Origin of the sequence: Enteroscipio rubneri (assembly GCF_002899715.1) — a bacterium.
Lineage (GTDB): Bacteria > Actinomycetota > Coriobacteriia > Coriobacteriales > Eggerthellaceae > Enteroscipio > Enteroscipio rubneri.
Genome location: NZ_PPEK01000001.1, coordinates 171,743 through 190,833 on the forward strand (window position 1 = coordinate 171,743; position 19,091 = coordinate 190,833).

Annotated in this window: 15 protein-coding genes; 4 read left to right on the forward strand and 11 right to left on the reverse strand. The window is 64.5% G+C overall.

The window, feature by feature from the left end; translation table 11 throughout:
- The first annotated feature begins 78 nt into the window (after window positions 1-78).
- A complete protein-coding gene (locus tag C2L71_RS00705; RefSeq protein WP_103263867.1) occupies window positions 79-552 on the forward strand; it encodes a YbaK/EbsC family protein in 474 nt (157 codons plus the stop codon).
- Window positions 553-654: 102 nt separating this feature from the next.
- Here C2L71_RS00705 and C2L71_RS00710 read toward each other — a convergent pair whose 3' ends face one another.
- Window positions 655-1,842, reverse strand: a complete 1,188-nt coding sequence (locus tag C2L71_RS00710; RefSeq protein ID WP_103263868.1) for a M50 family metallopeptidase — start codon at window positions 1,840-1,842, stop codon at window positions 655-657.
- 321 nt (window positions 1,843-2,163) lie between these two features.
- On the opposite strand from C2L71_RS00710, the gene C2L71_RS00715 reads away from it, so the two are divergent.
- Both C2L71_RS00715 and C2L71_RS00720 read left to right on the forward strand, forming a co-directional pair.
- Window positions 2,164-2,841 carry a TetR/AcrR family transcriptional regulator gene (locus C2L71_RS00715; protein WP_103263869.1) on the forward strand — a complete coding sequence of 226 codons (678 nt, stop codon included), beginning with the start codon at window positions 2,164-2,166 and terminating at the stop codon, window positions 2,839-2,841.
- Window positions 2,842-3,165: 324 nt separating this feature from the next.
- Window positions 3,166-4,521 carry an MFS transporter gene (locus C2L71_RS00720; RefSeq protein ID WP_239926189.1) on the forward strand — a complete coding sequence of 452 codons (1,356 nt, stop codon included), beginning with the start codon at window positions 3,166-3,168 and terminating at the stop codon, window positions 4,519-4,521.
- A 1-nt stretch (window position 4,522) separates the two neighbouring features.
- On the opposite strand, the gene C2L71_RS00725 is transcribed toward C2L71_RS00720, so the two are convergent.
- The 3 genes from C2L71_RS00725 to C2L71_RS00735 all read right to left on the reverse strand — a co-directional run bounded on the left by C2L71_RS00725 (window position 4,523) and on the right by C2L71_RS00735 (window position 7,248).
- Window positions 4,523-5,749, reverse strand: a complete 1,227-nt coding sequence (locus C2L71_RS00725) for a glycoside hydrolase family 3 protein (protein WP_239926191.1) — start codon at window positions 5,747-5,749, stop codon at window positions 4,523-4,525.
- A 240-nt stretch (window positions 5,750-5,989) separates the two neighbouring features.
- Window positions 5,990-6,691, reverse strand: a complete 702-nt coding sequence (locus C2L71_RS00730) for an anaerobic ribonucleoside-triphosphate reductase activating protein (protein WP_103263871.1) — start codon at window positions 6,689-6,691, stop codon at window positions 5,990-5,992.
- Window positions 6,692-6,693: 2 nt separating this feature from the next.
- Window positions 6,694-7,248 (reverse strand): pyridoxamine 5'-phosphate oxidase family protein, encoded by a 555-nt coding sequence (locus C2L71_RS00735; protein ID WP_103263872.1) that lies wholly within the window; start codon window positions 7,246-7,248, stop codon window positions 6,694-6,696.
- Between the two features lie 697 nt (window positions 7,249-7,945).
- On the opposite strand from C2L71_RS00735, the gene C2L71_RS00740 reads away from it, so the two are divergent.
- On the forward strand, window positions 7,946-10,411 hold the full coding sequence (locus C2L71_RS00740) for a ribonucleoside triphosphate reductase (RefSeq protein ID WP_103263873.1): 2,466 nt from the start codon (window positions 7,946-7,948) through the stop codon (window positions 10,409-10,411).
- 253 nt (window positions 10,412-10,664) lie between these two features.
- Here C2L71_RS00740 and C2L71_RS00750 read toward each other — a convergent pair whose 3' ends face one another.
- The 7 genes from C2L71_RS00750 to C2L71_RS00780 all read right to left on the reverse strand — a co-directional run bounded on the left by C2L71_RS00750 (window position 10,665) and on the right by C2L71_RS00780 (window position 18,919).
- Window positions 10,665-11,093 (reverse strand): TOBE domain-containing protein, encoded by a 429-nt coding sequence (locus tag C2L71_RS00750; protein ID WP_103263875.1) that lies wholly within the window; start codon window positions 11,091-11,093, stop codon window positions 10,665-10,667.
- Between the two features lie 194 nt (window positions 11,094-11,287).
- A complete protein-coding gene (locus C2L71_RS00755) occupies window positions 11,288-12,517 on the reverse strand; it encodes an MFS transporter (protein ID WP_103263876.1) in 1,230 nt (409 codons plus the stop codon).
- Window positions 12,514-13,887, reverse strand: coding sequence for a DUF2130 domain-containing protein (locus C2L71_RS00760; protein WP_103263877.1), 1,374 nt, complete (start codon window positions 13,885-13,887; stop codon window positions 12,514-12,516). Before C2L71_RS00760 ends, C2L71_RS00755 begins: the two co-directional genes overlap by 4 nt.
- Window positions 13,888-14,008: 121 nt before the next feature.
- Window positions 14,009-14,905, reverse strand: a complete 897-nt coding sequence (locus tag C2L71_RS00765; RefSeq protein ID WP_103263878.1) for a dimethyl sulfoxide reductase anchor subunit family protein — start codon at window positions 14,903-14,905, stop codon at window positions 14,009-14,011.
- Between the two features lie 122 nt (window positions 14,906-15,027).
- Window positions 15,028-15,876, reverse strand: coding sequence for a dimethyl sulfoxide reductase anchor subunit family protein (locus tag C2L71_RS00770; protein ID WP_103263879.1), 849 nt, complete (start codon window positions 15,874-15,876; stop codon window positions 15,028-15,030).
- 1 nt (window position 15,877) lies between these two features.
- Window positions 15,878-16,495, reverse strand: coding sequence for a DMSO/selenate family reductase complex B subunit (locus tag C2L71_RS00775; protein WP_103263880.1), 618 nt, complete (start codon window positions 16,493-16,495; stop codon window positions 15,878-15,880).
- Between the two features lie 3 nt (window positions 16,496-16,498).
- The gene (locus C2L71_RS00780; protein WP_103263881.1) at window positions 16,499-18,919 is read right to left on the reverse strand and encodes a DMSO/selenate family reductase complex A subunit; all 2,421 of its coding nucleotides are present in this window, start codon (window positions 18,917-18,919) and stop codon (window positions 16,499-16,501) included.
- Window positions 18,920-19,091: the final 172 nt, after the last annotated feature.

Consider the following 19,091-nt stretch of genomic DNA (forward strand, 5'->3'; position numbering starts at 1 on the left):
TCGTACAATATCGAACAGTATGCCGTGCCCTCAGGGGGTTGACGGGTTCTGGCGAAAAATGCGGGAAGGGCGGGCGATATGGCGATCGACAAGGTGAAAACTTATTTTCGAGAGTGCGGCATCGGGGATCGGGTGCTCGAATTCGAAGTATCGAGCGCAACGGTGGAGCTTGCGGCTGCCGCCGTGGGATGCGAGCCGGCGCGCATCGCCAAGACGCTCTCGTTTCACGTGGGCGATCGGGTGGCGCTCGTCGTAGCCGCCGGAGACGCTCGCATACACAATCAGAAATTCAAGGCGCAGTTCGGCACAAAGGCCAAAATGCTCTCCGCTGACGAGGCTGAGCCACTCATCGGCCACGGCGTCGGCGGCGTGTGCCCCTTCGCGGTGAACGAGGGATGCGACGTGTTCCTGGATGAATCGCTGCGCCGCTTCGACGTGGTGTATCCCGCCTGCGGCAGCGCGAACAGCGCTATTCGCCTGACGCCTGACGAACTCGAGCGATACGCCGCGCCTTGCACTTGGGTGCACGTCTGCAAACTGCCGGGAGAATAGCGCGCCGCAGCAATCGGTGCCGCGTCCTTTTCATGTATTCGCAGCCGTGCTGCTCGCTTCCGGAACGGAAGGCGCGCTTCGGCGTCTCAGGGATCGCGGCAGTCATCGCTGCGCTCCTTTCTCCGTTCCGCTGTCAACGGTCATTTCTTTCAGAAAACGGGTGAAAGCCGCGTCCATCAGCTCCCGCTCGCCTTCGATCTCGCTTGGATACGGGTAGCGTGTCGCCGTATGGTTGAACTCGCTGCGGATGCGCTGGGCGGCATTCTCGTCGTGGTCGGCCAGAAGTGCGTGGGCATAGCGCGTTCGCAACACGGAGGGAAAGTTTTTCATGGTTTTCATGAGCCTGCATGCGTCGGCATCGAGGGCGCGCTCGACTTCCTCTGCGCGGTTCTCGCCCATGAGCTCGCAGTACGCGAGGTCCACCTTCAACAGCGAGCAATACAAGCCGAGCATGCCGGTCTCGCGCCCTAGCAGGTCGCGGATGGCGTCTGCAGACTCCGCGATGCGCCCTTCGTCCAGAAGCCGGTTGCAGGCCAGCACCGCCACAGACGCGATGAGGGGGTTGCGTAGGCGCTCGGCATCGGCTGGCACAGCGAACCAGGCGGCGGGCATGTCCTTCACGCGCAGGTCGTCCGCCTGGGCCTCGCCCACCTTGAGGATGGTCCAGAACGCCCGCAGCGCTTCCGGAGACTCGCTGGCCGAGCGCAGGTTCTTGCCGTCGTTGTTCACGCCGCCGACGGTGAGCGGCAGGCCGTTCGCCAGCGCGAACGCAAGGCCGAAAAGAGCGACGAACGCGAGAAAGGTCGCCGCAAGCCCCGTTTGCAGCACGAAAAAGAAGGCGGCTGCGATCAGCGCGACGAGCATGTTCGCAAGCACGCCGCCCAAGTTGTAGAGCCGGTAGGGCATGCGTCCGTCCACGAAATCGGGCGGTCCCATGAGGCACTGGCCGCCTGTTCCCTGCAACGAGAGCCGCTTGAGACGCAACCTGTCGCCCTGTTCGACAAACATGAAGCTGCCCACTCGAAACGACCGGAATCGGTAGCCGGTTGCCAACCCGAATACGAGGTGACCCGCTTCGTGCACGATAATCTGCACGAAGTAGGCAACGACCATGAGCGCGACGATTGCGACGAGCCAAACAACGGTTTCGAGCGGGTCGCCCGAGTCGCTGACAGCATGTATCGTTCGCCCCGCGAGGTAGCCGCCCGCAGCGCCGGCCGCCATGAGCAGCACGATGGCCAAAGCCCTCGCTCCCCAACGACGCTTTCGGCTGCGTTGCTTACCCGTCATGCTTCTGCTTTCCTTCGATCGATGCTGTCATCCAAGTATCGCACATAACCGTAACCGGTACGTCGCGCTTGCTCCTGCTAGAGTTATGGCGTAAGATACATACCGTTGGTATGTACGTAAAGTGTCCGCGATCTTGCCCAGAGGCAGGAGAGCGAGTCGAACGCGCGGCAAAAGCACGTAGACGAAGGACAGGTCCAGGCGCAGGTTGCGAACGGGCCGCGCATGCGGCGGGCACGCGAGTCGAGCGCGCAGGTTGACGCGGCATGAGCGCAGTCGGATGCTTTATCAACCAGCGGTCTATTAACGTGAGAAGGAGCGCCCATGGCTCGCAACAAGTATCCCGAGGAGACGGTGAACCGCATTCTCGACACGGCTATGCGCCTGTTCATGGAGAAGGGTTACGAGCACACCACCATCCAAGACATCGTCGACCAGCTCGACGTGACGAAGGGGGCGGTGTACCACCACTTCAAATCGAAGGAGGACATCCTCAACGCCGCTATCGACCGCGAAAGCGAACCGCTTATGCGTCTGCTCGTGCAGATCCGCGACGATCCGCGCATGACCGGCCTCGAGAAGATGCAGGCGCTGTTCGAGGCCTCGATGGATGGCCCGCAGCTGCCCCTGAGCGCCGAGGTGGCCATCGCGCCCGACCCGGTGCGCAACAGCCGCTTTTTGGGCATGCAGTACCAATCGATCATCAACGAGGTTGCGCCGCAGTTCGTGGAGCCCATCATCCGCGAGGGTATGGCCGACGGCACCATCCGAACTGAATATCCGCAGGAGATGGCCGAGGTCATCCTCATGCTGGCGAACCTGTGGGTGAGCCCCGCGTTCCGCATGACCGACGCCGAGCAGATGCGCCGTCGCATGGACTACTACGTGGAGCTGCTGCACCTCATGGGCCTCGACGTGCAGCCCGGTCGCATCGCCGGCATGCTCGAGGAGTTCCGCGACGGCTACGAGCGTAATCTGCAGAAGAAGGGGGAGCGCGCATGATTGTTTGAGTGCTGGATCGGCCGTGGTGGTTGCGGCGCTCTGTTTTTCGGCTGCGGTTGCGTCGTGCGTCTCTGCTACGGTGGCGCCTCGTCGCCCGAGCGCAGGTGCATCTCGTCCGCTCCTCGATGTTTCATGTGAAACATTTGTACTGAAAAAGCAGGTGCGGAATAGAGAAGTTTCCTATCGCGCGGCCGTTGCGCGCCGCTGCACACCGTGGTGCGCTGCCGCGTGTCCCTCGTCATCGTCGGATCGCTGCCTCGACGCAGCATCTTTTTTAGCCAAGATACATACCAACCGTAGGTATGAAAGAGAAAGAAAGAACCTGTGGACAAGCTCTTGAACCGGTCGTTCGTCTCGATCGTGATCGTGCAGATCGCCTCGCTGTTCGGCGATGCGGTGCTGCGGTTCGCGCTGCCGCTCTACGTGCTGAACGTGACGGGATCAGCTGCGCTCATGGGGGCGGTTTCCGCGGCGGCGTGGCTGCCGTACCTCGTGCTCACGCCCATCGGGGGCGTGGCAGCCGACCGCGTGAACAAGCGGCGCATCATGGCCGTGCTCGACACGTTGCTCGCGCTCACGTGCGCGGCGTTCCTCGCGCTCGACGGCGTGATCGACCTCGTGGGCATGTGCATTTGCGCGCTCATCGTGCTGTACGCCGCGCAGAGCGTGTACCAGCCCACGGTGCAGGCGGCGGTACCCTTCGTGGCGCCGCGCGAGGGCATCGTGCGCGCCACGGCCATCGTGAGCCAGATCAGCGCGCTGTCGGGTTTGGTGGGCCCCGTGATAGGCGGGCTCGTGTTCGGGCTGTTCGGCATCGAGCCGGTGGTGGCGGTGGCGGGAGCGGCCTTCGCCGTGTCGGCCGTGCTCATCGTGTGCGTGGTGCGCATCCCCTTCCAGCGCGCCGAGCGCAGCCAGGGCGTCCTGCGCATGGTGGCGGGCGACATCGCCGAGAGCTTCGCCTTCCTGCGCGGCGAGCGGCCGGTCATCCTCAAGACCATCCTGCTGGTGGCGGGCATCAACCTGACGCTGTCGGCGTTCATCATCATCGGCGCGCCGGTCACCGTGACGCAGATACTCGGGTTGCCGAACCAGTTCATGGGCTTCGCGGAAGGCGCGCTCGCGCTTGGCGGCCTGACCGGCGGCATTCTGGTAGGCGTGCTGGCGAAGCGCCTGACCTTGCGCCAAGCGCCCGTGTTCCTGTTCGTGGCGGCCGTTGCGCTTCTGCCCATCGCCGTGGTGCTGGGCGCTCCGTTGGACCCGCTCGTCGCCTACGGGGTGCTGGTGGCAAGCCTGTTCGTCTGCATGGCCTGCGCTACCATGTTCAGCATCCAGGGCATCTCGTTCATCCAGCTGGAAACGCCCGCGCACCTGGTGGGGAAGGTGATCGCGCTGGCCATGTCCTTGGCGAACTGCGCGCAGCCGGTGGGGCAGCTGGTGTACGGAGGGCTGTTTGACGCGCTTCGGGGCAACCTGGTGCCGGTGGCGCTGGGCACGGCCGCGGCCGCGCTCGTCATCGCGGCGCTCACGAACCGCGTGCTCAAGCGTGGATTGACGGCGGAAGGGACGGCGGTCGATGCCGTTGAGGTTTCTGAGTCGGGAGCGCTTCCGGTGGCCGTCGAGCCTTCGGAGGCTGTCGAGCTTCCGGTGGCCGTCGAGTCCGTGCAGGCACGGATGCGCTAGCTCAGCTCTCGTCCAGCGCGAGCTTCGCCTTCACGATGCGCATGACCGACTGGTCGATGCGGTCCTCGGAGAGCGTGCCCGCGCACACGGCGTCGAGCACTCCCCGATAGGCGGAGGCGAAGTCCTCCGGCATGAGCACGAGGTCCGCGCCGGCCAGAAGCGCCATGACCCCCGCCTGGTCGGGCGTGCAGAAGTCGCCGACTGCGCCCATGGAGAGCGAGTCGGTGATGACGAGGCCTTGAAAGCCCAGCTCCCCGCGCAGGAGGTCGGTGACGGCCGCGGGGTTGAGCGAGGCGGGCACGTCGTTGCCGAACGCGTTCGGGGCGGTGAGGTGGCCCACCATGACCATCGGCACATCGGCCTCGATGGCTGCTTCGAAGGGCGCGAGCTCCCCTATGCGCAGCTCGTCGAGCGTATTCTGGGTGACGATGGCGCCCTCGTGGCTGTCGCCCGTCATGCCGCCGATGCCGGGGAAGTGCTTGGCGCAGCAGAGCACGCCCGCGTTCGCGAAGCCCTTTACCTGCGCGGACACCATGTCGCTCACGAGCGCGGGGTCGGTTCCGAACGAGCGAAGCGCCATGACATCGGTGGCCGGGTTGCCGCAGATGTCGGAATCGGGCGCGAAGTTCAGGTTGAAGCCCAGGTCGCACAGGTAGCCGCCGATGGTTTGGGCCACCGCTTGAGCCTGCGTCGGATCGTTCGTCGCGCCCACGTCGGCCATGTTGCCCACGTTGGGGATGGCGAAACCGGGGTTTCCGCCGATGCGGCTCACCGTGCCGCCCTCTTCGTCGACGCCCACGAGCAACGGCAGCCCGCATGCATCTTGCGCATAGGTCTGGGAGTTCGCGATCATCTCGCGCGTCTGATCGGCCGAGAGCAGGTTCTTCTTGAAGTAGACGAGGCCGCCCACCGGGTAAGCGGCAAGCGCCTCCTTGGTGGCCTCGCCCGCCTGCGTGGCGGTGCCCACTTCGGTTATGGCTTCGGGCGTGACCACGAATAGCTGAGCGACCTTCTGCTCGAGCGTGAGCGCGGCCGCTTTCTCGGCAGCGCGTTCGTCGAGCGTGAGCGCGGGCTTGGGCGCTGCCGGTGCGGGAACGGTCGAGGGAGGCTGAGGCTGGTGCGGGTCCTCCACGTTGTCGAACTCGGTTGCGGGTTCGGAGTCCTCATTCGCCGCTGACGCAACGCACCCGGCGAGCAGGATGAGCGCGGTCAGCGCCAGTGTCGTCACGGCGAGCGTCCTCGGTACTTTCCCTTGTGCTATCAGGCCGTACATCGACCCCTCCTTCGCAGCTGGCATGCGGGCGCGAACCAGTATAGGGGCCGCTGGGGGTTGCCTCCGCGCGCTTTGGCTTGCTTCATGCGAAAGTTGAGGGCCGATAGTTCTCCTCCGCGTCGTGGAGGTGTACGGGAGGCTTGGCATGCATTGCGGAGCGCGAAAACAGGGCTCGCTTCGCGGTAAATGTCCGCGTCAGTCCGCCCCTCGTACTGCAACGCGCGGCACGAACGCCCGAAGCTCGGGCAGGAGCGCGCGCAGCTCGTCAGGATTCCAAGCATGGAAACGGCCAGGGCCGGCCAGCACGCCTTCTGCATCGAGATAGCTTTGCAGAAACCATGCCGGAGCGCCTTCGATCCACCGTGCGAGGGCGTGCAGGTCGTCTGCCGTGTGCAGTTCACGTACGACCGTGGTGCGGAACTCGAACGGCACGTCGCCGCCCATAAGTAAGTCTGCCGATGCGCGCACGTCGGCCAGGTCGAGCCCTGCGACGCCGGCCGTCTCGGCATAGCGCGCGGGTGCGTTCTTCGCATCCATGGCTACGTAGTCTACGAGGCCCGCGTCCAATAGCGCGCGCAACCGGTCGGGGAAGCTGCCGTTGGTGTCCAGCTTCACGGCGTAACCAAGCTTGCGCACTTCTGCGCAGAAATCGGCGAGTTCCGGTTGCATGAGGGGTTCGCCGCCCGTTATGCACACGCCGTCGAGCAGCCCTTGGCGTTTGCGCAGAAAGCCGAGCACCTCCTCGACGAGCATATCGTGCACCTGGTCGCAGCCGGTCACGAGGTCGGCGTTGTGACAGAACGGGCACCGGAAGTTGCAGGTCGGCGTGAACACGGTGGCCGCTGTGCGTCCGGGAAAGTCGAGCAGCGTGAGCTTCTGCAGGCCGGCGACGCGCATAGCTACCTCGCCCCCGTCGTGTTCGCGCCCGCGTTTTCGATCGTGCTCGCACGTGCGGCTGTGTCCGCGCCCGCAGGAAACGGGTTCGCCTTGCCCGAGAGCTTTTCGATGTCGAGCGCCCACACGGCCGTATGCGGGCCTTCGATCTCCATCGCTTTTCCGATAGCATGCTTGTGCGCAGGCAGATACTTCATGCAGAGGTTCACGAGCGCATGTTTGAACTCGATAGGATCGTCTACCGGGCGCATGCGGCCGAACGCGATGGCCGAGCGATAGCTTGTAGAGAAGTCGCCGTTCTCGAAGAACGCTTCGACGTCGACGACCGCCGTCGCACAAGCGCGCGCGTCGCGGCGGAAGCAGTCGGCTTTGAGGCCGCCTTCGTTCGCGGCATGGAAATACAAGATGTCGCCTTGTCGTGCGTAGGACAGCGGCACGCCGTAGGGCATGCCGTCCGCATCGACGGTTGCGACGGTGGCGAATGCGGCAGCATCGAGCACAGCGAGCGTATCCTCGCGAGGAATGGCACGATCAGAACGCCGCATGGAAAGATGGTTCATAGCAAGTCCTTTCCCTGGTTGAGAGGCAAACAGGCGGAGGGCACCGAGGGCGTGCCGGGAGCGGAGGGCGTAATCCAGGGCGGCTCCCATCAGTCGGTCGCGATTCGTAGGCTGCGCCGGCTCCATCATAGTCCGCCGGAAGCGGGCGGGCAATGGCGAGCGGGGTTGTCGCGCTGCTTTGCCCGATCGTGCCGAACCCTCCATCGCGCACCGACCTTCGGAGCGTGCCGAACCTCCCGTCGGCTGCCGACCTTCCATCGCGCGTCGAGCGTCTTTCGCTAGCCCTGCGCGAACGCTTATCCGCTGGCCGCACTCGAGTGCCCATCCACCTGCCGCGCGCCGAGCATCTGCCCGTCGACCGAATTCCACGAGAAACGGATAGTCGCAGGTGGTTGTTTTTCGCGTCCCGCAACCGGGACGCGCGTGCGGTCTGTTCTATTCTCGCAGGTCGCCTTTCGAAGGACTCGCTTCAACCCCCTGGAAAACCCCTGATGGGAAAATATACCATATCTAGTTGGTTCGGCAATTCCCATCTTCAACATATGGGTGACAGACATTGACGAGGCATGACGACGCTGGTAGGGTGTGAGGCACCGATTCCCGACTGATCGCCCGCCTTCATCGGCGTCCGCGAGCGCCTTACCGCATGCGATCGGCCGATTGAAGAACACGCAGCAGCAAGAAAAAAGGAGCAAGCATGTACGAGGTTCAGAAGCGCGACGGCACGATTGCGGAATTCGACATCGCCAAGATATCGGCCGCCATCGCCAAGGCGTTCGACGCGCTGGAGAAACAGTACCATCCGTCGACCATTGACCTTCTGGCCCTCAACGTCACTGCGCACTTCGAGCCCCGCATCAAGGATGGCGTCATCACCGTCGAGGATGTGCAGGACAGCGTGGAGGAGGTGCTCTCCACTGCCGGATACGCCGACGTGGCGAAGGCGTATATCCTCTATCGCAAGCAGCGCGAGAAGGTACGCAACGCGGGCGCCACGCTGCTCGACTACAAGGACCTCGTCGACCAGTACGTCAAGGTGGAGGACTGGCGCGTGAAGGAGAACTCCACGGTCACGTACTCCGTGGGCGGGCTGATACTCTCAAACTCCGGTGCCATCACGGCCAACTACTGGCTTTCGGAAATCTACGACGATGAGGTGGCGAAGGCCCACCGTAATGCCGACATCCACCTGCACGACCTGTCCATGCTAACGGGCTACTGCGCCGGTTGGTCGCTGAAGCAGCTCATCCAGGAGGGCCTGGGCGGCGTGCCGGGCAAGATCACCTCGAAGCCGGCCAGCCATCTGTCCTCGCTGTGTAACCAGATGGTGAACTTCCTGGGCATCATGCAGAACGAATGGGCCGGCGCACAGGCTTTCAGCAGCTTCGACACGTACCTCGCGCCGTTCGTGAAGGTGGACGATCTCACCTACGAGGAGACGAAGCAGTGCATTGAGTCGTTCGTGTTCGGCGTGAACACACCCAGCCGCTGGGGCACGCAGGCTCCGTTCAGCAACATTACGCTGGACTGGGTGTGCCCGGCCGACCTGCATGACCAGCCGGCTATCGTGGGCGGCAAGGACATGGACTTCACTTACGGCGACTGCCAGCGCGAGATGGATATGGTGAACAAGGCGTTCATCGAGATCATGATCGAGGGCGATGCGAATGGCCGCGGCTTCCAGTATCCCATCCCCACCTATTCCATCACGAACGACTTCGACTGGAGCGACACGGAGAACAACCGCCTGCTGTTCGAGATGACGTCGAAGTACGGAACGCCCTACTTCTCGAACTACATCAACTCCGACATGGAGCCTTCAGACGTGCGCTCCATGTGCTGCCGCCTGCGCCTCGACCTGCGCGAGCTGCGCAAGAAGTCCGGCGGGTTCTTCGGCAGCGGCGAGTCTACGGGCTCCATCGGCGTCGTGACCATCAACATGCCGCGCATCGCCTACCAGGCGGTGGACGAGGCCGACTTCTATCGCCGCCTCGACCACCTCATGGACGTATCGGCGCGCTCGCTGCACACGAAGCGCCAGGTTATCACGAAGCTGCTCGACGCGGGCCTGTACCCGTACACGAAGCGCTATCTGGGCACGTTCGAGAACCACTTCAGCACCATCGGGCTGGTGGGCATGAACGAGGCGTGCCTGAACGCGCAGTGGCTGCGCGCCGACATGACGCAAGAGGCCGCGCAGGCGTTCACGAAGGACGTGCTGAACCACATGCGCGAGCGCCTGGCCGACTACCAGGAGGAATACGGCGACCTGTACAACCTGGAGGCCACGCCGGCCGAGAGCACCACGTACCGCTTCGCCAAGCACGACAAGGAGCAGTTCCCGGACATCATCTCGGCAAACGACCAGGGCAAGCCGTATTACACGAACTCGTCGCACCTGCCGGTGGGCTACACCGACGACATCTTCAGCGCGCTCGACGTGCAGGACGAGTTGCAGACGCTCTACACGTCCGGGACGGTCTTCCATGCGTTCTTGGGCGAGAAGCTGCCCGACTGGCAGAGCACGGCCACGCTCGTGCGCAAGATCGCCGAGAACTACAAGCTGCCGTATTACACTATGTCGCCCACGTACTCCGTGTGCAAGAACCACGGCTACATCGCCGGCGAGGTGTACGAGTGCCCGTGCTGCCACGAGGAAACCGAGGTGTACTCGCGCATCACCGGCTACTACCGCCCGGTGAAGAACTGGAACGACGGCAAGAGCCAGGAGTTCGCGGATCGCGTGGAGTACGACCTGAGCCACTCGCACCTGACGCGCTCGGGCGTGCAGGTGACGGCCGCCGCCGAGCAGGCCGGTCAGGCGGGGACCCACGTGACGGTGCCGAGCGCAGAGGCCTCGGTCGTAGCTTCGGTTGCTGGCGATCCTTCGATTGTTGAGGGGAGCACGCTGCCTGCCGGGCTGTATCTGGTGGCCACGCGCACGTGCCCGAACTGCAAGTTCGCCGCTGCGGAGATGAAGACGGCTGGCATCTCCTTCGAGGAGTTGCTGGCCGAGGAGAACGTGGAGCTCGCGCAGCGCTTCCGCATCATGCAGGCGCCGACACTGCTCGAAGTTGCTCCATCGGGAGAGGTGAACATCACGAGCGGCGCTGCCCCCGTTTTCCAGAAGATCGGTGCATTGAAGGTGCGCGCGACGGCGTAGGTTCTTACCGTCGGGGCTTCCGAGAGCCACGATGGTTTACACGGTGAGCATGTTCCGTGTGCGGCGTTGTTTGTCGTCGTCTCCGTAGAACGTTGTACGCTCAAAACGCAACGGAATCGGATCGTTTGATCCGGTTCCGTTGCGTTTTGAGCCGCCCTCGTTGGGAACCGCCGTGGCCGGAGGCGGAGAAGGGCTGGGTGCGTTCCCGCCGAAAGGGCACGGCAACCGGCGCATGGGGTTCGTTGAGCGGTCGCTAGTCCTCCGTGCCCACCATCACGTCGGTCTCGCTGAAGATGGCAATCGCGTTATCCTCTTCGGCCAGTCCGAGTTCGTCGATGGCCTCGCGCGTGATGGAGGCCATCATCATGCCGCCGCTTGGAAGCTGCATCGAGACATGGCCGTTCACAAGGCTCTTGTTGACATACGTGATGACGCCGGGCAGTTGGTTGCGGGCCGAGAGGTTTGCGAGGGGCTCAGAGCCGGTGGCGATCATGATGTCGGTAGCCTTGATGACGGCGAACACCCGCTTGCCTTCTTCGAGCATGAGTTCGTTGACGGATTCCATGGGGATGTCGGCCTTCACGGTTGCGAATCCGAGGTCGATGGACACAATGCCGTTCGCGCCTCCTTCAGCGATGGTGGTGATGGTGCCTTCGAGTCGGTTGCGTGCCGAAATCCACATGATGCCGCTCCTTTTGCGAGAGGGCGCCCGGATATTCCGGAGCCCGGTTTCAGGGTTTCCGGTTTGCCGGGCGCCCTCCGTCTAGGAGAGAGTATCGACGTTTGCTGAGAGCGGGGGAAGGGGTTGACCCGAACCGTCGCCTGGCGTGCCATTTCGTTGCGGCGCGGTTGCCAGCGCGTTGCCGGAGCGAACCGTCACCGCACGCTCGCCTGCGGGGCGACGCGTGCGACGAGGGCGCTGAGGCCCGCTGCAAGCAGGGCGAGTCCGGCGGTGACAAGCAGCGCGACCGTCAGCCCGACGGTGTCGCCTACAGCTCCCAGAACGGGGGAAACCATGCCACCCACGCACACGACCACGCCGAACGAGAGTCCCGAGGCCATTCCGAGATGCTGCGGCACAAAGCTCTGGCCGAGCGCCACGGTCGAGGGGTAGGATACGGCTTGGGCAAGGCCGATGAGGGCGAGGAGAAGCACCGACAGCGGCAGTATGCGGCAGAGGGCGAAGCAGACGAGCAGAGCTGCAAGCACGAGGTAAGTGCCCCGCATGAGACGCAGCACGCCCACGCGCCCCGCGATACGTCCCGAGAGCAGCGTGGCGACGGCGGAGAACAGGGCGAACACGGTGATCATGCTCGACCCGACAGCCTCCGCTTGGCCCAGTTCGGCGACGATGAACAGCGCCGCATAGGCGGTGAGGGCGTAGTAGATGATGGAGCGGGACGAGAGCACGGCCATGACGAGTGCGAACAAGCCCCATCGATCACGCTGGCCAGGGCCGTCCGCCGCTCGTTTGTCAACCAGGCCGAATCCGGCGAACACGCGGTTCTGCGTCAGGAACACGAGTGCGCACAGCGTTGCGGGGATCAGGAACACGAACGTGCCCGGCAGTCCGAATGCGGCGATGCCGGCCACTGCAAGCATCGGTCCCACCGCAAAGCCGAGATTGCCACCCACGGCGAAGATGCTCATGCCCGAGCCCTTCCGCTCGCCGGCCACGAGGTTTGCCAGACGGCCTCCCTCAGGATGGAACATGGCCACGCCCAGGCCGCTCAGCATGGCGGATGCGATGATGAGCGGATAGCTTTCGAGGATGCCCACTCCGGCAAGGCCGACTCCTGCCAAGAACATGCCGAGCGCCATGAGCCAGGGGCGTGCGTGGCGGTCGCCCAGCCAGCCGAACAGCGGCTGGACGACCGCCGAGACCGCATTCGATGCGAACACGAGGAACGCGACTTCGGTGTAGGAGAAGCCACTCGAGACGACCAAGAAGGGGAACACTGCCGTGAGCGCCCCCTGATTGAGATCGGTGCACAAATGACCCGCCATGAGCAGCCAGCTGAGCCCTTTGTGCTGCTCATCGGTGCGGTCGGCCTCGGTTTTGGGATCGATGCCTTCGGAGGGCTCGGCGTCGAGGACCGTGCTCATGCGGGCCGCACCGTGCTCATGCCGTCCGGATCCTCGCCTTGCCTCAGCGCTTCGAACGCCGCTTTCATGGTGGGGTTCTTCCTGGTCAGGCGCTTGATGGTAAGGTCCTGCGCCTTATTGTTGGCCAGACGCAGGTTGTTCTCGGAGGACAGCAGCGCCTCTTTCGTCTTCTGCAGGTGCGTGATGGTCTTGTCTATCTCGTCTACAGCCGTTTGGAACTTGCGGCTGGCCAGATCGAAGTTGCGCGCGAAGCCCGCCTTGAACGTCTCCATGGACTCCTCGAAATTCGTGATATCGATGTTCTGATTGCGCACGACGGCGAGCTCGGCCTTGTACGCCATCGAGTTCAGCGCGGCGTTGCGAAGGATAGAGATGATCGGGATGAAGAACTGGGGACGCACGACGTACATTTTCTCGTAACGGTACGACACGTCCACGATGCCCTGATTGTACAGCTCGCTCTCCGGCTCGAGCAAGGTGACCAGCACGGCGTACTCGCATCCTTTCTTTGTACGGTCGGCATCGAGCTTTTTGAAGAAGTCCTCGTTCCGGTGGCGGTGCGACGAGTCGTCGGACTCGTTTTTCATCTCGAACATGATGGACACGATCTCGTTGCCGTTCTCGTCGCTCTCGCGAAAGATGAAGTCGCCCTTGCTGCCTTCGGAGGCGTCGTTGTCCTTCTCGAAGTACGCATGCGGGAACGCGGTGGCGCGCAGCTTGTTGAACTCGACTTCGCAGTGCTGCTCGAGCGATTCTCCCACCAGTTTGGTGGAGAGGCGCGCTTTCATGTCCTTGTAGCGCTCGATCTCGCCCTCCTTGTAGGCGATGATGTCGTCCTTGGCCTTGAGTTCGATCGCCAGCTGCTCCCTGAGGGCGCTCGTTGCCTGGCACTTCTCGGCCTCCTTGAGCTTGACCTGCGCGGCCAGCTCGTCTCGCTCGCGCTCAAGCGCCGCGCGCGCCTGCTCGACGGCCAGCAGCTTCTCCGTTTCGAACGCGCCTTCCTGCACGGCAAGCCGCTGTTCGAGTTCCACGATGCGCGCGTCTTTGGCGGCGGCTGCATCGGCGAGCGCGCGCTCGCGCTCGACCTGGGCCAGCCGTTCCTGCGCCTCGCGCTCGCGCTCCTCGGCAACGAGGCGCGCCTCCAGCTCGGCGATGCGCGCCTCCTTCTGGGCTGCGTCGTCGTGCGCCTTGCCCAGCGCCTCGGACACGGCCAGCTGCACGGCTTGCCGCTTGTCGGCGGCCAGCAGCTCTTCATGGCGACGTACTTCCTTATCGAACTCGGCATCACGCACCTGCTTGAGGATGGCCGCGAAGCCGGCCTCGTCGATGGTGAACGCCTCGCCGCATCGGGGGCACTTGATCTCGTTCATGCTCGCTCCTTCTCGTGTTTCGACGATTCTACCGCATGCGCATATGCTTGGCGGTCCCACGTTTGGAACAGACGGCGGTGTTTTCGTCGGAATCCTGTCGAAGCCGTCGGCAGGGCGCTCTCTATATGCCCAGCGTCATGTGCAGCGCGTAGAACGTGAAGCGCACGGCGAAGCACGCGGCCAGCGCCAGCACCGCGCTCGTTGCCGTCAGCGCCAGCCGTACCGCGCGCGTGCGTTGCGCAGCGGCGAAGGGGTCGTCGCTCGCTCCAATGCCGCGAAGGAGGGCACCGGCGCCGCCCAAGGCGACGGCAACCGCCTCGAACGCGACGTACGCGCCGATGACCAGCGGCATCGCAGGAACAAGATCGACGGCGCGCGTGGTGGTGGTCACGATGCCGGGCAGCTCCTGCCACTGCGTTACCAGCACCACGCCGTTTCCCGCGGCGGCAAGCGCGGCCAGCGCCGCCAGCGCCACGGCCACGCTCTTGCTCGGCTCTTGACGTGCCAAGAGCAGCCCGAACAGTCCCACGAACGGCCCGCTCGACAGTGCGTTCAGCCACAGCGTCAACGGGGCGGTGGGCAAGTTCCACGTGGGAACCGATGGCACAGAATACGCCGCTGCAATGTATCCCACGAACGCCAAGCCCGCCGCCACCGTAGCCGACAGCCATGCGATGCGGAAAGAGCGTCGAAGGTCGTCGCGAAACGACAGGATCCAGTAGATGCCGCCCAACGCCAAGAATACGACAGCGGCAACCACCTCGTTCGACAGGGGAGAGCGGCCGATGCCCGTGATCACGTACAGCGCGTTCGCGGGCGTTCCCAGATGCGTCGCCGATGCGATAAGGCCCGTGATGGCCAGCACGAGCGGAACCACCAGGTAACGCCCGATTGCGTTCGCACGCGCGTCATCCCGGGACCGCATGATGGAAGCGGCCATGATCAAGTATCCGACGACGCCCGCCGGCGCGATGGTCGTGAACAGCACGAGCGTGATCTCGGTGAGCGCCGTCTCCATGATGGCAGCTTCCTTTCCGTACGCGATTCGCCGCTCCCAGTATAAAGAAAACGGGCGGGCAGGGGGAACCTGCTCGCCCGTTCGGTCGCGGTCCCATGCCTATTGCTGAGCCGCGCGAAGGTCTACAGCGCGATGCCCATGTATAAGCCGTAGAACCCGATGCGCGCCACGAAGATGCCTGCGGCGACGACGACGCACGCCACCACCAGGAGCGCAGGCGCGAACGCCTTTTTCGCTGCGACGAACGTCAGCGCGGCGGCGACGAGGCCGCACACCGCGAACGCGCCCAGCAGCATCCAAATGGCCGGCACGAGCTCGGCCGCCGACGACCAGATGTTGCGGATGGCATCGAGCCCTGCGATCTGCACGCCGAAGCCCACCGTGCCCACCGCCACGCCGGCCAGCGTCAGCGCGAGCGCCACGGTGCTCGCGCCTTTCGGCAGGCCCACCTGGGCGAAGCCCACGGTGCAGAAGCCCAGCACGGTGCCGCCCGCCAGCATATAGCCCACCATCTGCACGATGGACAGCGGCGTGTTCCACGTGGGGATAGTGTACATCATGTACGCCAGTCCGCAGAAGGCGGCGAACACCACGGCCAGCGCCGCAAGCACCACGAGCAACGTCTTGCGCAGCGCGAACGGCAGCTTGCCGGCCAGCGCCAGCACCCAGTACACCACGGCCAGCACGGCAAACGCCACGCCGACGAGGATCTCGTTCGACAGCGGGGAGGCGCCCACGCCCGAGAACACGCCGAAGGCGTTGAGGGGGCTCGCGAGGTGCATGAACGCGCCGAGGAAGCCCACGGCCAACACCGCGAGCGGGAGGGCCGTCCAGCGATCGAGGCGCTTCGCGGCGGCCTCGTCGGGCTGACCGGCGATGAACGCGTACGTCAGCGCGATGAACGCTCCGGCACCCATCGGGCCTAAGGTGGTGAACACCGCCAGCGCGGTGTGCTCGAATCCGGATCCCATGTTACTTCACCTCCGCGGCGTTGGCGACGACGCACGACGTGGAGCCGCACGGCTGCGACGAGGCGCAGGCTTTGATGAGGAAGTTCGGCGTGGTCACGCTGGGGTCGGGCAGCGGCGCCACGGCGGCCGGCACGCCGCCGCTCGGCAGGCTGTCCATCGGGCCGAACGACAGGGCGCGCATCGAGCACGCCTCCACGCACGCCGGGGCCTTGCCCTCGGCCACGCGCTCGGCGCAGCCGTCGCACTTCACGCTGTGGCCCTTGTCGCGGTCGACGTGCGGGTTGCCGTAGGGGCAAGCCAGCTCGCAGTAGCCGCAGCCGATGCACCGGTGCGAATCGACCGACACGATGCCGTCGTCGTCCTTGTGCATGGCGCCGGTGGGGCACACGTGCGTGCAGGCCGGGTTCGTGCAATGGCTGCATGCGAACGAGGTGTAGTAGGTGTAGGAATCCGTGGTCCAGGTGCCGTCGGCCGCCTGGCTCCACGAGCCGCCTTCCAGCTCGTACACGTGCCGGTACGACAGCTCGAGCGGCAGATCGTGATAATCGCGGCACGCGGCCTCGCATGTCTTGCAGCCCGTGCAGCGCGTCGCGTCGAAGTAGAATCCGTACTGCGCCATGGTTTACCCCTCCACCTTCTCGATCGTGCCGATCACGCTGTGCTGCCCGGTGCCCTTGGACACGGGGCAGCAATGGCGACTCGTCAACGTGTTGCTGCATCCGCCATGGTCCACGCGGTCGCCCTGCATGTCGGCATCGTGCCATGCGCCCTGCGGGTACATGATGACGCCGGGGATCACGCGGTTTGTCACCTTCGCCGTGGTGCGAATCTCGCCCTGCGCGCTTACGAGGCGCACGGGATCGAGGTCGGCGATGCCCTGGCGTTCGGCGTCGATCGGATTGATCCACGCCTGGAACGGCGAGAGCCTGTGCAGCACCTCGTTGGCGGCGTACGTCGAGTGCGTCGTGCCCTTGTGGTGGAAGTCCACGATCTGGAACGGGAACTCGTCGGTGACGGCATCGGGCCCGTCGAAGCCCGGGTAGTACACGGGGATGGGGGAGATCACGTCGCCGTCCTGCAGCTTCCATGTCTCGGTGAGCTCGGCGAGCTCAGGGGAATAGATCTGGATCTTGCCGGTGGCGGTCTCAAGCGGGTTCGCCACGGGATCCAAGATGAAGTCGTCGACTTCGGTCGAGGGCTCGATGTCGTAGGTGAACGCGCCCATCTTCACGCCCTCGTCGTACGTGGGCAGCTCGGGCTTGTCCTCGCGCAGTTCGTCGTAGAGCTTGCGGCACCAGTCCTCGCGCGTCATGCCGCCCTCGGAGTACTCGTCGTACACGCCCAGGCGGCGCGCCAGCTCGCCGCACACCTCGTACACTTCGCGGCGTTCGAACTTCGGCTCGTAGAGGGGCTGGCCGAAGCGGATGCCCTCCACGTCGTTGCTCTCGCCGGCGGCCGTCAGGCTGTACGTTTCCTGCGGGGCGAGGTCGGGCAGCACAATGTCGGCCCAGTTGCACGAGGCGGTCCACGCAACGTCGTACTGCAGGATGAACTCGCACAGGCTCTCGTCGCGCAGGATGTCGGTGGTGAAGCCGATGTCGGCGTTCTGGTTGGCCATCATGTTGTTGCCGTAGTTCACGAGGAACTTGATGCCCACCTTGAGGCCGTCGGCATTGAGGATGCCGGCGTTCGTGGCGGTGAGCTTCGCGCCGTCGCGGATGGCTTCGGGCCACAGGAAGTTCGGGAACTTCGTCTTGATGGGGTTGTCTCCCGTGGGAAGCGAGCTCAGGCCGATGTCGTCGTTGCCGATGGTGCCGCCCGACGTGGTTCCGGGCTTGCCTACCTGGCCCACCAGCTGCGGCAGCACCATGATGGCGCGTGCGGCGTTGTCGCCGTTGGTGTGGCGTTGCGGCCCGAGGCCCTGGCAGATGTAGCACGGGTCGGACTCGGCGATCTCGTGCGCCAGCTTCACGATGCGCTCGGCCGGAATCTTCGTGATGGAAGCGGCCCATGCGGGCGTCTTCTCCACCTGATCGTAGCCGGTGCCCATGATGTAGTCGCGGTACGACAGATGCTTGCCGCGCGCGTCCTCGGGCATGCTCTCCTCGTCGAAGCCCACGCAGTACGTGTGCAGGAAGTCGAGGTCCACGAGGTCCTGCGAGATCAGTTCGTGCGCGATGCCCGCCACGAGCGCCGCGTCGGTGCCCGGCACGATGGGGATCCATTCGGCGCCCTGGTTCGTGCACGTCTCGTTGCGGCGCGGGTCGATGACGATGACGCGGGCGTTCTTCGTCTCGCGTACCACGTTCAAGTCGTAGCCCGGTCCGTCGCCGGCCATGCGCATGTCGTTGGGTGCGAAGCCGAACAGCACCACCAGCTCGCCTTCCTGGATGGTCTTGAGCGAGCGGTTGCCCCACGACGTGCCGTAGGTGTACGGCACGGCGCCGAAGCTGATGGCGGCGCTCGAGTAGCTGCCGTAGCGGGTGACCTCGCCGCCAAGCAGGTTGAACAGGCGGAAGAACGGATTGTTCATCATGATGTTCTGCTCCACGCCCGAACATTCCTGGATGAACACGCTTTCGTTGCCGTACTTCTCGGTGATGCGTTTGAACTCGCTGGCGATGGTGTCGAGCGCCTCGTCCCAGCTGATGCGCTCGTACTGGCCATCGCCACGCTTCGTTCCCTCGACGCGCTTCATGGGATAGTTCAGACGGTCGGCGCTGCCCAGCCACGGGCGGATGGAGCGTCCGCGCAGGCAGGCGCGCGCCTCCACGGCACCGAACGACGCGTCGCCGGTGTTGTCCGATTCCACGTACTTCAACTCGCCGTCCTGCACGTGGCACTGCAGCACGCAGGCCCCTCCGCAGTTGACGTGGCAGTGCGTCCATACGATGCTTTCGCCATCGCCGCTCTCGTCGCCGAACGCTCGCGACGTCGGCGCGTACAGCGCGCTTGCCGCGGTGCCGCAGGCGGCCAGCGCTCCCAGCGCTCCGGTCGATGCGACGAACGTGCGGCGGGTCAGCGTGGTGCGATCTGTAGGCATGCAACCCCTCCATTCTCGTTTCGTGCAAGGCCGCTCGTGCGGTGGCGCGGCCTCTTGTCTGCGGTAGGACTATAGGCGCTCGTCGCGTGACCTGTTGTCACCAGAATGTTGTGATATTTCTATTTTCCCAGTTCAAAAGCTTTGCCTTGTCCCCCGGTCCGCAGGCTGCCTT

What these genes read in the sequence shown, in the direction of transcription:
- C2L71_RS00705 (WP_103263867.1), top strand. Translation starts at nt 79, where the DNA reads ATGGCGATCGACAAGGTGAAAACTTATTTTCGAGAGTGCGGCATCGGG.
- C2L71_RS00710 (WP_103263868.1), bottom strand. Translation starts at nt 1,842, where the DNA reads ATGACGGGTAAGCAACGCAGCCGAAAGCGTCGTTGGGGAGCGAGGGCT.
- C2L71_RS00715 (WP_103263869.1), top strand. Translation starts at nt 2,164, where the DNA reads ATGGCTCGCAACAAGTATCCCGAGGAGACGGTGAACCGCATTCTCGAC.
- C2L71_RS00730 (WP_103263871.1), bottom strand. Translation starts at nt 6,691, where the DNA reads ATGCGCGTCGCCGGCCTGCAGAAGCTCACGCTGCTCGACTTTCCCGGA.
- C2L71_RS00735 (WP_103263872.1), bottom strand. Translation starts at nt 7,248, where the DNA reads ATGAACCATCTTTCCATGCGGCGTTCTGATCGTGCCATTCCTCGCGAG.
- C2L71_RS00740 (WP_103263873.1), top strand. Translation starts at nt 7,946, where the DNA reads ATGTACGAGGTTCAGAAGCGCGACGGCACGATTGCGGAATTCGACATC.
- C2L71_RS00750 (WP_103263875.1), bottom strand. Translation starts at nt 11,093, where the DNA reads ATGTGGATTTCGGCACGCAACCGACTCGAAGGCACCATCACCACCATC.
- C2L71_RS00755 (WP_103263876.1), bottom strand. Translation starts at nt 12,517, where the DNA reads ATGAGCACGGTCCTCGACGCCGAGCCCTCCGAAGGCATCGATCCCAAA.
- C2L71_RS00760 (WP_103263877.1), bottom strand. Translation starts at nt 13,887, where the DNA reads ATGAACGAGATCAAGTGCCCCCGATGCGGCGAGGCGTTCACCATCGAC.
- C2L71_RS00765 (WP_103263878.1), bottom strand. Translation starts at nt 14,905, where the DNA reads ATGGAGACGGCGCTCACCGAGATCACGCTCGTGCTGTTCACGACCATC.
- C2L71_RS00770 (WP_103263879.1), bottom strand. Translation starts at nt 15,876, where the DNA reads ATGGGATCCGGATTCGAGCACACCGCGCTGGCGGTGTTCACCACCTTA.
- C2L71_RS00775 (WP_103263880.1), bottom strand. Translation starts at nt 16,495, where the DNA reads ATGGCGCAGTACGGATTCTACTTCGACGCGACGCGCTGCACGGGCTGC.
- C2L71_RS00780 (WP_103263881.1), bottom strand. Translation starts at nt 18,919, where the DNA reads ATGCCTACAGATCGCACCACGCTGACCCGCCGCACGTTCGTCGCATCG.